Annotated in this window: 15 protein-coding genes; 5 read left to right on the forward strand and 10 right to left on the reverse strand. The window is 42.9% G+C overall.

Annotated elements, in window-relative coordinates; all coding sequences use genetic code 11:
- Together R7093_RS17980 and R7093_RS17985 are read left to right on the forward strand one after the other, a co-directional pair.
- On the forward strand, positions 1–105 hold a 105-nt coding region (locus R7093_RS17980), incomplete at its 5' end, for a flagellin (RefSeq protein ID WP_254661342.1).
- A gap of 116 nt (positions 106–221) precedes the next feature.
- Positions 222–1,346, forward strand: a complete 1,125-nt coding sequence (locus tag R7093_RS17985) for a flagellin (protein ID WP_047102906.1) — start codon at positions 222–224, stop codon at positions 1,344–1,346.
- Between the two features lie 93 nt (positions 1,347–1,439).
- Here R7093_RS17985 and crr read toward each other — a convergent pair whose 3' ends face one another.
- From crr to cysZ, 5 genes are all read right to left on the reverse strand, one after another.
- Positions 1,440–1,949 (reverse strand): PTS glucose transporter subunit IIA, encoded by a 510-nt coding sequence (crr, locus tag R7093_RS17990; RefSeq protein WP_005382041.1) that lies wholly within the window; start codon positions 1,947–1,949, stop codon positions 1,440–1,442.
- 121 nt (positions 1,950–2,070) lie between these two features.
- Complete coding sequence (gene ptsI, locus R7093_RS17995; RefSeq protein ID WP_005389298.1) at positions 2,071–3,795, reverse strand: phosphoenolpyruvate-protein phosphotransferase PtsI; 1,725 nt, start codon at positions 3,793–3,795, stop codon at positions 2,071–2,073.
- A gap of 140 nt (positions 3,796–3,935) precedes the next feature.
- Complete coding sequence (locus R7093_RS18000; protein ID WP_005382043.1) at positions 3,936–4,193, reverse strand: HPr family phosphocarrier protein; 258 nt, start codon at positions 4,191–4,193, stop codon at positions 3,936–3,938.
- A gap of 300 nt (positions 4,194–4,493) precedes the next feature.
- Positions 4,494–5,462: a cysteine synthase A gene (cysK, locus tag R7093_RS18005; protein ID WP_005382045.1), complete on the reverse strand. Its 969-nt coding sequence runs from the start codon at positions 5,460–5,462 to the stop codon at positions 4,494–4,496.
- 164 nt (positions 5,463–5,626) lie between these two features.
- The gene (gene cysZ, locus R7093_RS18010) at positions 5,627–6,370 is read right to left on the reverse strand and encodes a sulfate transporter CysZ (RefSeq protein ID WP_025767003.1); all 744 of its coding nucleotides are present in this window, start codon (positions 6,368–6,370) and stop codon (positions 5,627–5,629) included.
- 251 nt (positions 6,371–6,621) lie between these two features.
- On the opposite strand from cysZ, the gene zipA reads away from it, so the two are divergent.
- From zipA to R7093_RS18025, 3 genes are all read left to right on the forward strand, one after another.
- A complete protein-coding gene (gene zipA, locus R7093_RS18015) occupies positions 6,622–7,578 on the forward strand; it encodes a cell division protein ZipA (protein WP_017819969.1) in 957 nt (318 codons plus the stop codon).
- Positions 7,579–7,668: 90 nt separating this feature from the next.
- Entirely contained in the window at positions 7,669–9,681 is a 2,013-nt protein-coding gene (gene ligA, locus R7093_RS18020; protein WP_017819968.1) for an NAD-dependent DNA ligase LigA, read from the forward strand.
- A gap of 510 nt (positions 9,682–10,191) precedes the next feature.
- Entirely contained in the window at positions 10,192–11,601 is a 1,410-nt protein-coding gene (locus R7093_RS18025) for a porin (RefSeq protein WP_318146766.1), read from the forward strand.
- Between the two features lie 840 nt (positions 11,602–12,441).
- Here R7093_RS18025 and R7093_RS18030 read toward each other — a convergent pair.
- The 5 genes from R7093_RS18030 to bcsE form a co-directional block, all read right to left on the reverse strand.
- The gene (locus R7093_RS18030) at positions 12,442–12,903 is read right to left on the reverse strand and encodes an NfeD family protein (protein ID WP_047102904.1); all 462 of its coding nucleotides are present in this window, start codon (positions 12,901–12,903) and stop codon (positions 12,442–12,444) included.
- Between the two features lie 3 nt (positions 12,904–12,906).
- On the reverse strand, positions 12,907–13,824 hold the full coding sequence (locus tag R7093_RS18035; RefSeq protein WP_047102903.1) for an SPFH domain-containing protein: 918 nt from the start codon (positions 13,822–13,824) through the stop codon (positions 12,907–12,909).
- Positions 13,825–13,977: 153 nt separating this feature from the next.
- The gene (bcsG, locus tag R7093_RS18040; RefSeq protein ID WP_047102902.1) at positions 13,978–15,603 is read right to left on the reverse strand and encodes a cellulose biosynthesis protein BcsG; all 1,626 of its coding nucleotides are present in this window, start codon (positions 15,601–15,603) and stop codon (positions 13,978–13,980) included.
- Positions 15,603–15,779 (reverse strand): hypothetical protein, encoded by a 177-nt coding sequence (locus R7093_RS18045; RefSeq protein ID WP_172797322.1) that lies wholly within the window; start codon positions 15,777–15,779, stop codon positions 15,603–15,605. Before R7093_RS18045 ends, bcsG begins: the two co-directional genes overlap by 1 nt.
- Positions 15,776–17,359 carry a cellulose biosynthesis protein BcsE gene (gene bcsE, locus R7093_RS18050; RefSeq protein ID WP_047102901.1) on the reverse strand — a complete coding sequence of 528 codons (1,584 nt, stop codon included), beginning with the start codon at positions 17,357–17,359 and terminating at the stop codon, positions 15,776–15,778. Before bcsE ends, R7093_RS18045 begins: the two co-directional genes overlap by 4 nt.
- Between the last annotated feature and the right edge of the window lie 166 nt (positions 17,360–17,525).

Consider the following 17,525-nt stretch of genomic DNA (forward strand, 5'->3'; position numbering starts at 1 on the left):
GAAACGACGGCAATGACCAAATCACAAATTCTATCGCAAGCGTCAAGCTCAATCCTTGCGCAAGCGAAACAAGCGCCTAACTCAGCGCTAAGTCTGCTAGGTTAATCAATTTAACAAAGCAAGAAACCAAAGCCAGGCTCATCCCTGGCTTTTTGCTTATTGGCTATAACGATTCAGATGTGTCCTGACAGTATGTTCGATAAGGCATTCATATCGATTAGATGATCTCTTTAAATTCCAATGTTTCTGCGATGGTGGCGCAGAGACACCTGAGTCAAGCAGCTGCGCAAAATGTTGAGTCACAACGCAACCTAACTTCGGGGTTTCGAATCAACTCGGCGAGCGATGATGCGGCAGGTTTACAGATATCGAATACTCTCCATGTACAAACGAGAGGGCTTGATGTCGCCTTAAGAAATGCGCACGACGCTTTTTCTGTTGCTCAAACAGCGGAGGGAGCATTGCACGAAAGCAGTGACATATTGCAACGCTTACGCTCTCTGGGGCTTCAAGCAGCAAACGGCAGTTATGACTCAAGTGATCGGCAAAGTATTCAATATGAGGTCGTAGCGCTGCAAGATGAGCTTGATCGTGTCGCGATTACGACAACATTTGGGGATAAAAACCTGTTTGATGGATCTTACGGTTCACAAAGTTTCCATATTGGCGCGAACGCTAATTCAATCTCTTTGACGTTACGTAACATGCGTAGCCACATCCCAGAGATGGGAGGGCAGCATTATGTTGGTGATGCGGTCGATAAAGATTGGCGAGTCACTGGAGATAACCAAACTCTCAAAGTCGAATACCAAGACAGTAAAGGGCAAACCCAAACGGAATCCATTGGACTCAAATTGGGTGACCGTATAGAACAGGTCGCCACTTACATCAATGCTCAACAATCGATAGTGAATGCTTCAGTAACGGAAAACAATGAACTGCAATTCTTCGCTTCTACGATGAAGGCGCCAGAGGGTGTGGTTCTCGAAGGGAGTTTAGCGGATGAGCTTGATGTGAGCGCTGGTCAATTAGTCACAATGGATGACATCGATATGTCGACGGCAGGTAAGGCGCAGCTTTCAATTGGGGTGATTGATGCAGCAATTAAGTACGTTGATTCGCACCGAAGTGAAATTGGCAGCTTTCAGAACCGTGTAAATGGTTCGGTGGATAACTTAAATACTGTGAATCAGAGTGTTACAGAATCCAAGAGTCGAATAAGAGATACAGACTTCGCAAGAGAATCTACGGAAATGGTGCGTTCTCAAGTGCTCCAAGATGCGACAACTGCGTTATTGGCTCAGGCAAAGCAAAGGCCGAGTTCGGCACTTGGATTACTTAGCTGAGCGGGTTTCAGCGATGCCCATCGCTCAAAAAAAGTCAGATAATAAAAAACGCTGCCATTGGCAGCGTTTTTTTCGTGTTCGATTAAGTAAAAATTACTTAGTTACACGTAGAACTGGAGTTTCACCAACAGTTACAGAACCAGAAAGCTTGTTTAGCTCTTTGATTTCGTCCATGTTAGAGATAACAACTGGAGTTAGCGTTGACTTCGCTTTCTCTTCTAGAAGAGCTAGATCGAATTCAATTACAGTGTCGCCAGCTTTAACAGTTTGACCTTCTTCAGCGATACGCGTGAAGCCTTCGCCTTTTAGTTCAACTGTGTCGATACCGAAGTGAACGAAAAGCTCAACACCGTCGTCAGACTCGATAGAGAACGCATGGTTAGTTTCGAAGATCTTACCGATAGTACCGTTTACAGGAGCTACCATTTTGTTGCCTGCTGGCTTGATAGCAATACCGTCACCAACGATTTTCTCAGCGAAAACAACATCTGGCACGTCTTCGATGTTTACAATCTCACCAGAAAGTGGCGCGATGATTTCGATAGCACCAGCGTCAGCGCTGTCATCAGATACAAGCTTCTTAAGTTTGTCAAACAGACCCATTGTGTCATGCTCCTAAGGTTTGGTTTTATTCTGTCGAATTATAGTATACCAATATAGCTCATTAGACGACTTTTTTCGCCGTCTAATGGCCATTAAGTATTGAATTACTTGGTACTACCGATTACTGAGCTTTCTCAGCAATAAACTTTTCTACCACGGCTTCGATTTCTTCTGCTGTTGGTAGAGAAAGGGCTTCTTCAGCCATTGCTTTCACTTCTGCGAAGTTAGAGTTACGAACTACTTTCTTCACTTTAGGGATTGAAATGCCGCTCATTGAGAACTCGTCCAGACCCATACCTAGAAGTAGAAGTGTTGCACGCTCGTCACCTGCAAGTTCACCACACATACCAGTCCATTTACCTTCTGCGTGAGAAGCGTCGATAACTTGCTTGATCACAGTAAGTACAGCAGGTGATAGTGGGTTGTATAGGTGAGAAATCATCTCGTTACCACGGTCAACCGCTAGTGTGTACTGAGTTAGGTCGTTTGTACCGATAGAGAAGAAAGACACTTCCTTCGCTAAGTGGTGTGCGATCGCAGCAGCAGCAGGAGTTTCAACCATAACACCGATTTCGATGTTTTCGTCGAACGCGTGGCCTTCAGCGCGTAGCTCTTCTTTGTACTCTTCGATCGCTTTCTTAAGCTCACGGATTTCTTCGACAGAGATTATCATTGGGAACATGATACGCAGTTTGCCGTGTGCAGAAGCACGTAGAATGCCACGTAGCTGATCACGAAGGATTTCACGACGATCCAGACTGATACGTACAGCGCGCCAGCCTAGGAATGGGTTCATCTCTTTTGGAAGATCCATGTATGGGAGATCTTTATCGCCGCCGATATCCATAGTACGGATGATCACAGCTTGACCGTTCATTGCTTCCGCAACTTCTTTGTACGCTTGGTACTGTTCTTCTTCAGTTGGTAGCGCAGTACGGTCCATAAATAGGAATTCAGTACGGTACAGACCAACACCTTCACCGCCGTTACGAAGGATACCGTCACAGTCTTTCACTGTACCGATGTTACCGCAAACTTCTACACGGTGACCGTCAGTCGTTTCTGCGTGTAGGTCTTTCAGTTTCGCTAGCTCTTCTTTTTCAGCTAGGAATGCTGCTTTAACCGCTTTCGCTTCTTCTAGCTCAGCTTCTGATGGGTTAACAACAATCTTGTTGTTCATTGCGTCAAGAATCAGCATGTCGCCATTCTTAACTTTCTTCGTGATGTCGTTAGTACCAACGATAGCTGGAAGCTCAAGTGAGCGAGCCATGATTGAAGTGTGAGATGTACGACCGCCGATATCACAAGCAAAACCAAGCACGTAGTCTAGGTTGATTTGTGCAGTTTCAGATGGCGTTAGGTCGTAAGCAACAAGAATTACTTCTTCGTTGATATCGCTAAGCGAAACAATGTTGATGCCTAGTGCGTTCTTAACAAAACGAGAACCGATATCGCGGATGTCAGTTGCACGCTCTTTTAAGTATTCGTCGTCTAGAGACTCAAGAGCACATGCTTGCTCTTCGATCACTGAGTGGATAGCGTGATCAGCAGTCATCTTGTCGTTTTTGATAAGTGCTAGGATTTCCTCTTCTAGCTCTTCGTCTTCAAGAAGCATGATGTGACCTTCAAAGATCGCTTCTTTTTCTTCGCCAAACGTTTCAAGCGCTTTTTGCTTGATAGTTTCTAGCTGAGCTGCAGATTTGTTACGAGCGTCAAAGAAACGCTGAACTTCAGCTTCTACTTGATCGTCAGAAATAGTGTTTGTGTTTAGGACAATTTCATCTTCTTGAAGTAGTAGTGCTTTACCGATTGCAATACCAGGAGATGCTAGGATGCCTGAAATCATAGCCTTACCTTAAGTTTGGTCAACTTTATAAAACGGGAGAATAATGGGTGCGCTAACGAATAGTTTTAGCTTAGTTTTGAGCCTATTTCCAACGAAGCCATTTTGCTTTCACAAAATGGCTTCTGGAGTAGGAGACCGGATTAGTGTAGTTGGTCCATTAGAGCAACTAGGTGGTCAACTGCTTGCTGAGCTTGTGGGCCTTCAGCAGAAATAGTAACTTGAGTACCTTTTACTAGGCCTAGTGTTTGTAGTTTGAACAGGCTCTTAGCGCTAGCGCTTTTACCGTTAGAAGTCACAGTGATGTCTGCGTCGAATGCTTTTGCTTCTTTAACAAACTGTGCAGCTGGACGAGTGTGAAGGCCGTTTTCTGCTGTGATTTCTACTTGCTTCTCGTACATGTGATATACCCCAATAAATGTATTTTTTTGTTAGTTTGTGACCAGATTTTAGCTTAACTGCTTTACATCTTGTGCGCTAGCACGGGAAGAGTTCAAAGCGCGTCAGTTCTGATACTAGTCAAAAGTTTGGTAACTACGCAACTGTTTGCGTGCGTAATCACTTTGAAACCTTTTTGTGTTCTGCTTCTTTATTTTGAAGCTAGAAATAAAACACCCTGATATTACCAAAGGTAGGGCAGGGATCAACAAAAAAGCCCCTAAACGGGGCTTTTTTAAACTAAAAATTGATTTGAACACATATTATTGTTGGTTCTCTTTTTCGGTAAAGATACCTGCAAAGAGTGCTGTACTTAGGTAACGCTCACCGGAACTTGGCAAGACAGTTACAATTGTTTTTCCTTCAAATTCAGGTAGTTCTGCAAGTCGGTTCGCTGCAACAACCGCTGCGCCAGATGAGATACCAGCTAGGATACCTTCCTCTTCCATTAGGCGACGAGCCATCTCAATCGCTTCTTCTGAGGTAACTTGCTCAACACGGTCAATAATGTCTAAATCGAGGTTACCAGGGATGAAACCAGCACCGATACCTTGAATTTTGTGTGGGGCAGGTTGGATTTCTTCGCCAGCAAGTGCTTGTGCAATAACCGGAGACTCTGCTGGCTCAACTGCAACAGAAGTGATGGCTTTGCCTTTTTCACCTTTGATGTAACGGCTTGTACCTGTGATAGTACCGCCCGTACCAACACCAGCAACGAATACGTCGATTTCACCGTCTGTCGCTTCCCAAATCTCAGGGCCCGTAGTCTTTTCGTGGATTTCTGGGTTCGCTGGGTTGTCAAATTGTTGAAGAAGTAGGTACTTCTCAGGGTTGCTTGCTACGATTTCTTCTGCTTTAGCAATCGCCCCTTTCATGCCTTTCGCCGCTTCAGTCAGCTCAAGGTTCGCGCCTAGTGCTTTTAGTAGCTTACGGCGTTCTAGGCTCATTGATTCAGGCATGGTCAATGTTAGCTTGTAACCGCGAGCAGCCGCTACGAATGCTAGAGCAACACCTGTGTTACCACTGGTAGGTTCTACAAGCTCTACACCTGGCTTAAGAAGGCCCGCTTTCTCTGCTTCCCAAATCATGTTTGCACCGATACGGCACTTAACACTGAAGCTAGGGTTACGCGCTTCAATTTTCGCGAGAACTTTGCCTTTACTTACTTTGTTTAGACGAACGAGAGGTGTATTACCAATAGTAAGAGAGTTATCTTCGTAGATTTTGCTCATAGTGATGTTCCTTCATTACACGTTGTGTGAATATGGATAGAAGAATATGCGGTATGAAAAAAAGGGAAAAGGATTAAAAAGTTATATCTTATTAGGTTGGCCCAGAACTTGATAAAAGAAAAGGGAAAAGCTGGCGCTGATCCCTTTCCTTAATCTCTAATCGACTATCGTTGGTGCTTAAACTCCGCGACCCACATAGCGGTTGCACCACATATTGCTACAGGCATGACAATGAGGTTCAAAATTGGGATCGTCGTAAATACAGACACCAATACCCCAAAGCCATAGGCCTTACCTTGCTTTTGTTTCAATTTGTAACGCATGTCGTTAAATGGGATTTTGTGGTTATCAAACGGGTAGTCACAATATTGAATCGCGAGCATCCAGGCGGTAAAGATAAACCATAAAAATGGGCCTACTGTTTGTCCAAGGGCAGGGATGAGCAATAACAGGAATAGGCCTATTGCTTTAGGTAAAATGTAAAGGAGCTTTCTCCACTCACGAGCTAAAACGCGAGGAACATCTTTCAGGACGGCAGTGAAACCATCATCATTTACTTTTTGTCCCGTTAAGTACTCTTCCACTTTTTCAGCCAAGAGGCCATTGAATGGCGCGGCGATAAAGTTCGCGAGCGTGCTGAAAAAATAGGAGAAGGTAGCGAGTATCGTTAGAGCGAGTAAAGGCCAAAGAATGTAAGTTAACCAGGATAAAAACTCAGGCAGCTGCCCAATCCAGCCTTCTATCCATATATTAAGGTTTGAAAATAGATAGAAGATGGCACCACCTACAAGCAAGATATTTGCAAGTAGAGGTAAGATGACAAAGCGCCTGATTTTAGGGGCTAGTGCCAATTGTATCCCGTATAGAAAATAACCGAACCCGGTTCTCTGCTGATTGTTTTTCTTCATGTCTATTTTGGCTTCGTGTAAATGAAAACTCATTGTACCTGTGAGGACTTTTCTTTCAAAGCCCTGACAAATGACGTCTTGTTAAGTGGAATCGTGGCAAGAATCACAACAAAAAACGGAACTTCTTGCATTAAGTTGTTCTAAATCTACATATAGTTTTGGTAAAGTAAACGTATCATTCAGATTTATTGCACTTGGGTTGCTGCTCAAGGAACTGCGAGTAGTAAAAACAAGTATATTGAGAGTAAATAATGCAGGAATTGCGATTCGTACTCATTGTTGTTGGCGCATTAGCCATCGCGGCATTACTGTTTCATGGTTTATGGAGCAGTAAAAAAGAAGGCAAAGCAAAGTTTGGTAACAAGCCACTTGGTAAGCTGGATGTTGACCAAGAAGACAAAAATGATCTTGTTGAGAAAGAACGAGACTTCGCTCCCGCTCCTGAAGATGACTTTGAGATCATTCGCAAAGATCGCAAAGAACCAGATTTTGGGATGGCGAGTTCTTTCGACAACAAGTTTGAATCTGACCCGTTATTCGGTGGTCCATCTGAAGTCAAACAGACGCAGCAGGAGCCGGATGACATCCCTTCATTTGTTGCAGAAAAAGATAAAGAAGAGGACGTTGAGCCTGTTGTTCAAGCAACAGTAGCTGAAGAGCCATTCCAGCCTGCTGTGGAAGAAGAAGTTATTCCCGCCGCGTTTGATATTACGGAGAAAGAACAGCAAGTCGAAACGGTTAGTGAGCCTGTCGTTGCAGAGCCTAAGGAAGAGCCAAAGCCAGAACCTGAAATGCAAGTGATTGTATTGAATGTGCACTGTGCTGGTGAAGAGCCATTTGTTGGTACTGCTTTATTTGAAAGTATGCAACAAAACGGTCTAATTTATGGCGAGATGGATATTTTCCATCGTCATGTCGACTTGTCCGGTAACGGCAAAGTGCTGTTTAGCGTCGCTAATATGATGCACCCTGGTACGTTTGAACATGCTGATCCTGCTGAGTTTACAACGAAGGGTATTTCATTCTTCATGACATTGCCTTGTTATGGCGAGGCTGAACAGAACTTCAACTTAATGCTCCGAACTGCGCAGCAAATTGCTGATGACTTAGGTGGTAACGTACTTGATGACCAGCGCAACTTAATGACGCCAGATCGTTTAGCATCTTATCGACGTCAAATAGTTGAGTTTAATGCCGCTAACGCATAATCTTAACAGCAAATAATAATAGGGCTCCGGATGGAGCCCTTTTTCTTGGATTTCCCAACCTCACCGATTGAAAATACACGGGGCTTTACTATGTCTGAATCAGTACTTCAGCGACTAGAAGAACTAAAAGAGTCGTTGCATTACCACGCTGTGCGTTACTACGTGGAAGATAACCCAGAGATCCCTGATGCCGAGTACGACCGTTTAATGCGAGAGTTACTGGATATTGAAGCTGAGAACCCTGACTTAATAACCGTAGACTCGCCAAGCCAACGTGTCGGTGGGCAACCTCTCTCTGCGTTTAGCCAAGTGACACATGAAGTACCGATGCTTTCGCTTGATAACGCGTTTGATGATAGTGAACTCGATAGTTTCCACAAGCGCGCACAAGAGCGCGTGGGCAGCCAGAGTGTGAAAGAATACTGTTGTGAGCCTAAATTGGATGGACTCGCCGTAAGTTTGTTATATGAGAATGGCGTTTTAGTTCAGGCGGCCACTCGAGGCGATGGTACTACGGGTGAAAACATCACAGAGAATGTGCGTACGATTAAAGCTATTCCTTTAAAACTCAGAGGTAATGACTGGCCAAATCGTCTTGAAGTTCGTGGTGAAGTCTTTATGCCGAAAGCTGGGTTTGAAAAGCTCAATGAATTAGCAAGGAAGAAAGGCGAGAAAATCTTTGTTAATCCACGTAACGCTGCGGCAGGTAGCTTACGACAATTGGATTCACGTATTACGGCTTCTCGTCCGCTTAGCTTCTATGCATACAGTGTAGGCGTGGTGCAAGGTGCAGAATTGGCAGCAAGTCATTACGAACGCTTTTTGCAAATCAAATCTTGGGGACTGCCAATGTGTCCGGAAACTAAGCGAGTTGAAAGCTTGGCGGATGTAAAAGCTTACTACCAAGATATATTGCAGCGTCGTGATGCCCTCCCTTATGAGATCGATGGTGTCGTTATTAAAATTGACGATATTGCCGTGCAAGAGCGTCTGGGTTTTGTTGCTCGCGCTCCACGTTGGGCGATTGCCTACAAATTTCCAGCTCAGGAAGAAATGACGACACTGAATGAAGTGGAGTTCCAAGTCGGTCGCACTGGTGCGATTACACCTGTTGCTAAACTAGAGCCTGTATTTGTTGGTGGGGTAACGGTAAGTAATGCGACGCTTCATAACGCAGATGAGATAGAACGTCTGCAAGTCAAGATTGGTGATCACGTTGTGATCCGCCGTGCTGGCGATGTTATTCCGCAAGTCGTTTCTGTCATCAAAGAGCGTCGACCAGAAACAGCTCGAGATATTGTTTTCCCAACTCAGTGTCCTGTTTGTGGTTCGCATGTTGAGCGGATCGAAGGAGAAGCGGTAACACGTTGTATGGGGGGCTTAGTTTGCCAAGCCCAACGCAAACAAGCGCTAAAACACTTTGTTTCTCGTAAAGCGTTAGACGTTGACGGTTTAGGCGATAAAGTGATCGAGCAGCTTGTTGATCGTGAGATGGTGAAAACTCCTGCTGACTTATTTAAGTTATCAGCGGGGATTTTAACCGTACTAGATCGCATGGGGCCAAAGTCTGCGCAGAATATTGTGAATGCGTTAGAAAAATCCAAAGAAACAACTTTACCTCGGTTTTTGTATTCACTGGGGATCCGTGAAGTTGGCGAGGCAACCGCAGCAAACTTAGCAATGCACTTTAAAACGTTGGGAGCGATCCAAAATGCTACCGAAGAGCAGTTGATTGAAGTGCAAGACATCGGTGCTGTGGTTGCTCAACATATTACGACTTTCTTTAGTGAAGAACAGAACCAAGCGGTGGTTAAAGATTTGCTTGAACAAGGAATTCATTGGCCAGAGATTAATACTACTGAGCAGGTGGGGGAATTACCATTAGAAGGTAAAACAGTAGTATTAACGGGAACACTTTCTCAACTGGGGCGTACAGAAGCCAAAGAAGCCCTCCAAGCACTGGGGGCTAAAGTGACGGGTAGTGTTTCTAAGAAAACCGATATTTTGTTTGCTGGTGAAAATGCAGGTTCGAAGCTCGCAAAGGCACAAGAACTGGGTATCGAAATTAAAACAGAACAAGACTTACTCGAATTGATGAATTAAGTCTTCTCAAAAAAGCTAAAAAATAACTAAAAGCCCCGTATGGTAAGCATGCGGGGCTTTTTCTTGTTCATAATTAAGTGTTTTTTTATTGAGTAATTGATGCCTTTGTTCTTTTCAGTGATCAAGATCGAACCTTGGGTTATTGGTTTTTTTGGCTTTTTTAGTCTGCGAGTGACTTCAAGTTGATACTTTCAGGCTAAATTTAAATGTTTGATTTTAAATGATATTTTGTTGAGTTGTGTTAGTGTTGTTAAAAATAAGATCTGGATCAATAAGTTATATGGAACTTTGGAGTGGCTCATATTTTTTTAGAAAAAAAATAAGTTCCATTTGGATGTTTTTAGCTGCGAAGTTAGTCTTAATCACGTGGATACACGGTGTGTATGCAGGAACTAAAAAAAGCCAAATTAGAAATAATGAGGTTTGATCAGGAATTTACTTCTCTCCTTCGGCGGCCAACTAAAGGTGAGATAGAAAAATACAGCTATATCCATTTTTAGGAGTTTTTCCATGGACAAATTTTTTAAGGTTTCAGCGTTAACCGCAGCAATGTTTGGTGTTGTTGCTGTCGCTCCAGCTACAGCGTCTACTGAAAGTGCAGCAGGTGGCGAGTACGTAGAGAAAGTGAACGAATTTATACAAGACTCAAGTCTGAATGCATTATTCATAGTTGATACTCGTTCACGAACTCGTACAACAGGTAAGCCCGGCGGTGAAAATGGTGACCGTTGGAGTCGTCTAAACTACTCTTCTTACAACGCAATTTTAGACTTCACTTCTGGCTACCACGATGGTTGGGTGGGCGCAGATGTTGCGGCTTACTACTCTGGCGATCTTTACAACGATAGTCTTTACAATTCAAACGAAGGCTACCTATGTAACGAAATCTCAACTTGTAACAACCTAGACTGGGGTGCAGGTGATGGTCAGCAGCTTAAAGTTTACAAAGCAGCGCTGAAATTCAAAGCAAACGAAAACTTTAATGCTCGTTTCGGTATGTTACAGGCTGGTGGTAACGGTACAATCGGTAACGTTTGGAGCTTTGTACCTGGTACTTACCGTGGTTTCGAACTAAACGCTAAACTTGGTGATTTCAACCTAAGCTACTTTGGCGCAGACCAATTTACAGCACCTTGGCTGCTTCACGAAGATGATTACGCACCAGCGCTTTGGTCTGACACTTCATGGAGCTACCTACACTCTCTAGGCCTAAACGGTAACCTAACTGACAGCTTGTTTATGCAACTTGGTTTGGGTCAAGCTACTGGCGTTCAATATGCAAATGGTGTTGACTGGGGTGCAGGTCAAGTAACTAGCTACCACAACGAAACTGACAACACTTCTTACAAGGCTTACTTGAAGTACACTGTTAGTGACCGTACAACTCTAGCATTTGATTTCTACGGTGTTGACGATGATGTGAAATACGATGGTCTAGGTTTCCACACTGGTCTATCTTTGAATCAATCTTTCGGCAAGCTAGCTTGGATGTCTGAGTTGCGCTACACAGACACAGATAACCGTGCGGACTTCGTTCCTCGTACTATTCATACATATGGTATGAACAATGGTACTTGGTCTCAGTGGTGGGACGCGCTGTCTGACTGGAACAAAGCGGGTGAGCTAGCATGGTACAACCGTCTATCTTACAACCAAGGTAACGGCTGGAACTACTACCTAGGCTTTGGTTACGGTACTGGCGCTGACTCTGCAGCAAGCGGAGCATCAGGTGACTGGGATTACGAAAGCGAATACGCAGTTAACGCAACAGTATCTTACTCACTACAAAGTGGCGCGCTTAAAGGTTCTACCATTCGTTTACACGGTACAATCCTAGAACGTGATGAGTACGCAGGTGCTGGCGATGCGGATGAAACAGACTTACGTCTACAAGTTCTTATCCCTTACAGCTTCCACTAATACTTAATTAGATAATAAAAGGAGCCGCTAGGCTCCTTTTCTATTTCACTTCTCGGCCGTCGTATATTTTGCAATATAACGGTGGCAACATATGTACATTACCGTTTGGCAACTCACACTTTATCTCTGGGCCTAACGTACGACCACCGGATGCACCATTAGCATTAGTGGTTAACGGAATTATGGCAAAAGATATTACTAATAGACCAGATAAAAATCTCATAATAATCACCTTAATATAAACTTTAAATATCTACGTGCTTGTATAAACCGTGACTACGCAGAAAGGCAAGGTTGAATAGGGCTCTTATATCAAACTAAGCTCTTACTTCTTTACTATTCCCATTCCCCACCTCTAAATCGACACATTTCACTTGGAATATTCGTAACGTCGCCACTTGGCATCTTACATTCGACTATAGGTCCCAAATTAGTTGTACCGCCGTTTCCGTTGTTGTAGGCAAAGGAAGAAAAAGAAAAAATACCGCACAACATTAAAAAGAGAAGCTTATTCATAGTACATCCTCTTACTTACCAAATAAAAAGCACTCAACTTAAATGCTTATGCGTTAAGTATGTATCCGAGGATAAAAAGATCAAAAAATAATTCAATAAAGTTTTATTTTTTAAAATAAAATTAGATCGATAATTTACCTAGATATATTTCTATCTTATTGATTGTCGTGTGTTGAATAATTAAATAATAGGAAATGGTAGGTAGGGTATTAATAATATTACTAATACTTATTTTTTTCTCGATTTTAATTAAGGTAATGAAATGAAAGCAGTTGTTTAGATTAAAGTAATGGAGCATGATTTGCCCCATTACTTTGGCATAAATTAATTAGAATCAGGCTCAATGATTAAAATAATACCTTCAACATCGGTGATTCTTACGCGGGTACCGGCTGGAAGTGCTTGATCCGATTGTGCGGACCATGTGGTATCGGCTACCTTGATGCGATTGAGCCCGACGGAAAAGTCTTCTTCAAGGATAAGAGTACGCCCAATTAACTGCTTGTACTTTTGGTTCAGATCTCTTTCTTGGTCTTCTTGCTTGTCTTTAGACCATTGTCGTCGCCACCAAAGCCAGGTGGTGATTAAGCTGAAGCTTGCAAAGCAAAGCCATTGTAATTGCCAGCTCATTGGCAAAACGGTCATGATTGCTCCAACGATAAGTGCAGACACCCCGAGCCAGAGAAAATACCCTGCGGTACCAAGTAGCTCAACTGCTAAAAGAGCAAAGCCAAACGCTAGCCAATGCCAGAAAGAGATACCTTCCAGCAAACTAAAAAAATCCATAAATTATTCTTTACCTTGCTGTTTAAACATTTCTGCTATCCCTGCAACCGAGCCCATTAGTCCGGTTGCTTCTAATGGAAGCATAATGATTTTACCATTTTCGGCTTGACCAATGCTCTTGATCGCTTCGGTATAACCCTGTGCAATGAAGTAATTGACGGCTTGCATGTCACCTTTTGCAATGGCTTCGGAAACCATGTAAGTCGCTTTTGCTTCTGCTTGCGCGGCACGCTCACGTGCTTCTGCATGGAGAATAGCAGACTGCTTTTCACCTTCAGCTTTTAATATCTCTGATTGTTTATGACCTTCGGCCTTTAATATCTCAGCTTGGCGAACTCCTTCTGCTTCAAGAATTTCCGCACGCTTATTACGCTCGGCTTTCATTTGCGCATTCATTGCAGCGGTCAGATCGGCTGGTGGCTGGACATCTTTAATCTCAATTCGTGTGACTTTTACGCCCCAAGGGTTTGTTGCTTGGTCAACAATCGCCAACAGCTTAGAGTTGATCATGTCGCGTTGGCTCAGCATTTCGTCCAGTTCCATTGAACCTAAAACGGTACGAATGTTGGTAAGGGTCAAGTTTCTAATAGCGTGTTCTAAGTCGTTGACTTCATAAGCCGCTTTGGCAGCATCGATCACTTGAACAAATCCGACAGCGTCAATAACCACGTTAGCGTTATCTTTTGAAATGACCTCTTGCGCAGGAATATCGAGAACGCGCTCCATCATGTTTACTTTTTGACCAACTTTATCAACGAATGGAATGATCAAGTTTAAACCCGGCTTTAATGTGTGGGTGTAGCGTCCGAAGCGTTCAACTGTCCAGTTGTTTCCTTGCGGAACCGTTTTAATGGCTGAAGATAAGATAACGACAGCAAGAACGACGAAAATACCGATGGTGATCAGTGAATCAATTGGCATGAGTTATTCCCTTAAGTGCATAATATTCGATCCATTTTTACCTATTTATAGACAATAGACAATTGAAGTTCTGAGACCTTTGAGAGGTTATTGGTTTTTTATATGACAAAGGCCGGAAACACCGGCCTTTGTCATTGCATGGTTTTACTCTCGCTATTTTGCGGGGTATTCAATCCAACTTGAACCATCAAGAGAAACATAATATTTCCCTTGTACTTCAATCACAGTAGAGCCTGAGTTCTGCGCGACAACTCGTGTTTCTGGTAGGTTCTCTGTCAATATTGAAGGGCTAAACGTCTTACTTTGATAAATGTTTTTATCCAGGATATTCGAAACGAGCTGCGACAATGCCAGATAGCTAGATGGCTCGCTTACGTGTTCGGTGTCGCCCTGACGCTGAATTCCTTCTCCGAAGATTTTAATTCCTACCGGTGTATGAATGATTGTCGGTGCAGGAATTTCTCGCATACCCGAAATTTGCATGCGGTCTCCTCGCATTCCACCACCATGTTCTGGTACCAAAGCGACAACGATGTTGCGTTTTGAGGACTCTAAGGTTTTAAAGAACGCGTGGAGATCATCAAGCAAATTCTTAAGGCGCATTTTGTAGCTAGCAATAGATGTGCTTGAATTCGCATTGATGATCCTGTTGCCATCATGTAGTGAAATTGAGTTGTAGAGTGCCACGACTTTGTCGTCACTACTGTTAAGTCTTTGCTGCCACCAGTTATCCAATACTTGCTTATCGCGGAAGATCGAAGAGCCATCAAAAGATTTTTGGTAAGGAGTTAAGTCTTCTTGAGACATAAGAGCCGCTTGTAAGTCGCCGTCTTTTTTGATCAATTCAAGGAAGCTATCAAAGACACCATTGTGGTTCATCAGTAAATTTTCTGTGAAGCCTAGCTCTTTCAAACTTTCGAACAAGTAGCACTGCTTTGATGGTGCTGGCTGGAACAGTTGACTGTGTTCCTGTTGACCACAATTGGCTCGTAACAGACGAATGACCGCAGGCCCGCTGTATGACGTTGCAGAGCTAAAGTTGTCGAACATGATGTCAAATTCTTTGAATAGAGGATGATCGGCCAGTCCTGCAATTTCGATGTCATCCCACGCGACCGAGCAAATACTCAAGAACAACAAATCGAAAGGAGCATCCATTGCGCTGTTGGTATCGAATGCCACACGTCGAGAAGCTTCTTTAGAAAAGAAATCTGCAGTTAACGTGTTGAAACTGGCATCATTAATTTCCGTTATTTGAGGTTGTTTGCTAGCAGTAACCTCGGTTGTCGGCTGTTGTTGAGCTACTTCTGCAGCCACTGTTGTCTGAGGTTCAGTCGTCATAGGAATACTTATATAGACCATCGCAATAACCACAAAGACTGAAACCCTAACAAACTTGCTCAAAATAAAGTACGCACCACACAAAGCGAGCAATCCGAGTATTGCTTGGAATGATAAAAATCGTCCCAAAAGCTCGACCAGATAACTCGATTCAAACTGCATTAACTGTCCCGCTTGAGCCCAAAGACGGTTTAGAGGAGGTAGGTAAGAATCGTAATGCAAGAGCCACGCTGCGGCGACAAATGAAACGATATGGCGCACCGCATTTAGGCTTTTCATCGAGATAGGAAGCAGGATGAAGATCAACAGCGCAAAGTTTTCCATTGGATGGAAATCGATGATTCCTTGAAAATAGAGCGCTGTTTTTGCGATAAAGTAAATGTTCCACCAGCCCAATCCTATAGTGAGGGGGGTAGAGTCATGAGAATGCGATGTCATTACTTAAGCTTCTTGGTGTTAGTGGCTGATGTATCTAGCTCAAAATAGCGCGAGCGTTTTAAGTGTTTGTGGTAAAAGCGTCGGGTAGCGTTTACTAGGTCACGTAGAAAGTATCCTAGGAGTAGGCCAATACCTGAACTGATACACACGGTCAGTAAAAAATCGTTAATATTCATGAACGTTCCTTGAGATCAATGGTTTTTTTCACAGCAAACAAAGGAGGAACATCAGTAATGGAGTTAGTGGCGGTATGGAATATTTTCCTCTCTGTCGCCAGAGCTGAAACGTCGTCGGATATGACAGCGGCATCTTGAACGATGAATTTTAACTCTGTTTCGATATCTAGTTGGGTATCAAACGTGTGGGTCGAGTGAAATAGGTCTCTCACTGGGAACTCAAATATATTGTTTAGCGCAATATCAATATCGCTTTGTCGAATAGCACTGAACACGACATATAGAGCTTTGTTGCAGGCTGTCACAACGTCGCCATCTCTTCGAATATGGCAAAGACGTAAACATTCCTCTGCCGTCATGCCTGGTAATAAGTTCAGCTTGATAAGCGCAAAGTTCACATTTGAGTGTGTTGAGTGGGAAATGACGTCAATACAGTATTGGCTAAAGTCCTGGTTTTGTAAGTAGCCTTTGCTACCAAACTTAAGGTCATACTTTAAGAGCGCCTCTAAACTGTCAGGAATTGGACGCGTAAGCATCTGGCCTTGAATTGCTTCAACCTGAGTCATAAAGCGCATTGGGGGGATTTGCGCGTGAGAAATGAAGTTTGCCCCCGAGCGAAGTAAGAACTTTTCATCTGCATATCTCAGACATTGTTGGGTCTCCCTGACAATAATCTTTAGCTGACGGCCATACGCGGACCTTAAACGGTAGCAATCTAACGCGATCTGTTGAACTTCGCTTTGGTTATCACAGCTGAAAACAATAGTTGAAGAGCGAGGGTTGTCTAGCATCGCTATGAGTCCTTGATTGCTCTCTGCCACACGCATCCCTTTTGGGGCTTTCACGCTTTCTCTGAAAGCTCTTCTGCTGACATAGATTCTATCGCTATCCGATTTGTCTTCTGGCATGACATGAGATTGATGCGTTTCGTAAGACGTTGCTTTTAGTGTTTTATCTTTAGTTTTAGTGAGAATGTATTCGTGTTGGGTAATTACACCGTGTTTATTGGACCAAAAATCCACAAGATAGCAGTAGCGAGCGTCATCTAATGATGTCATGGTCGCCAAACCTGCAATGTGTCTATTATGAGAAATAAGAATGGGCTTTAATAGTGAAGTCGTCAGATGCCCATATATACAAACACTAATAGTGATTTTTTTATTATTTGCCAGCTCATTTAAGCTTTGTAGAAAGACACTTATAAAATCATCATTAGTTGATGATAGTAGCGAGTCTGGAACAACTAATAGACATGTAGAAAACTTCTTTATGTTCGTTTGGTGAATGTCTTTAGCAAGATTTATAGCTTTGGGTGTTTTTTTTGTGAATTTATGACTAAGAAAAAAACACTGTTCAAGGTGGGTTTTAGATAAGTCATTGAATTTCATTAAGGCTTCATCATTCAATGTGGACAAAAAAGTTTCTTTGTCTGTAAAGCTTGTAAGTGAAGTGTTGTCATTTTCCGGTAGTGTACTGAACAAATAATCAATAAGCATCTTTTTATGAGTAAATAAGTTTACATAAACAGAGTTTATCTCTCGTTCGTTTTTAATAGCAGATGATTCAGAGAGTGATGACATAAAGATCCTTAAATCAATAACTTAATGTATTTTGTGAAGCTCACAATCCGTTGTATGCTAATCGTTACAATTTTGATTTTCTTAGTGACAAGAAAATGACGCTAAGATATTAAACGAAATTGATCAGAAATTAAAATAGTTATAGCATGTGCTTCACATGATGTTT

The organism is Vibrio sp. 1580 (assembly GCF_033340055.1).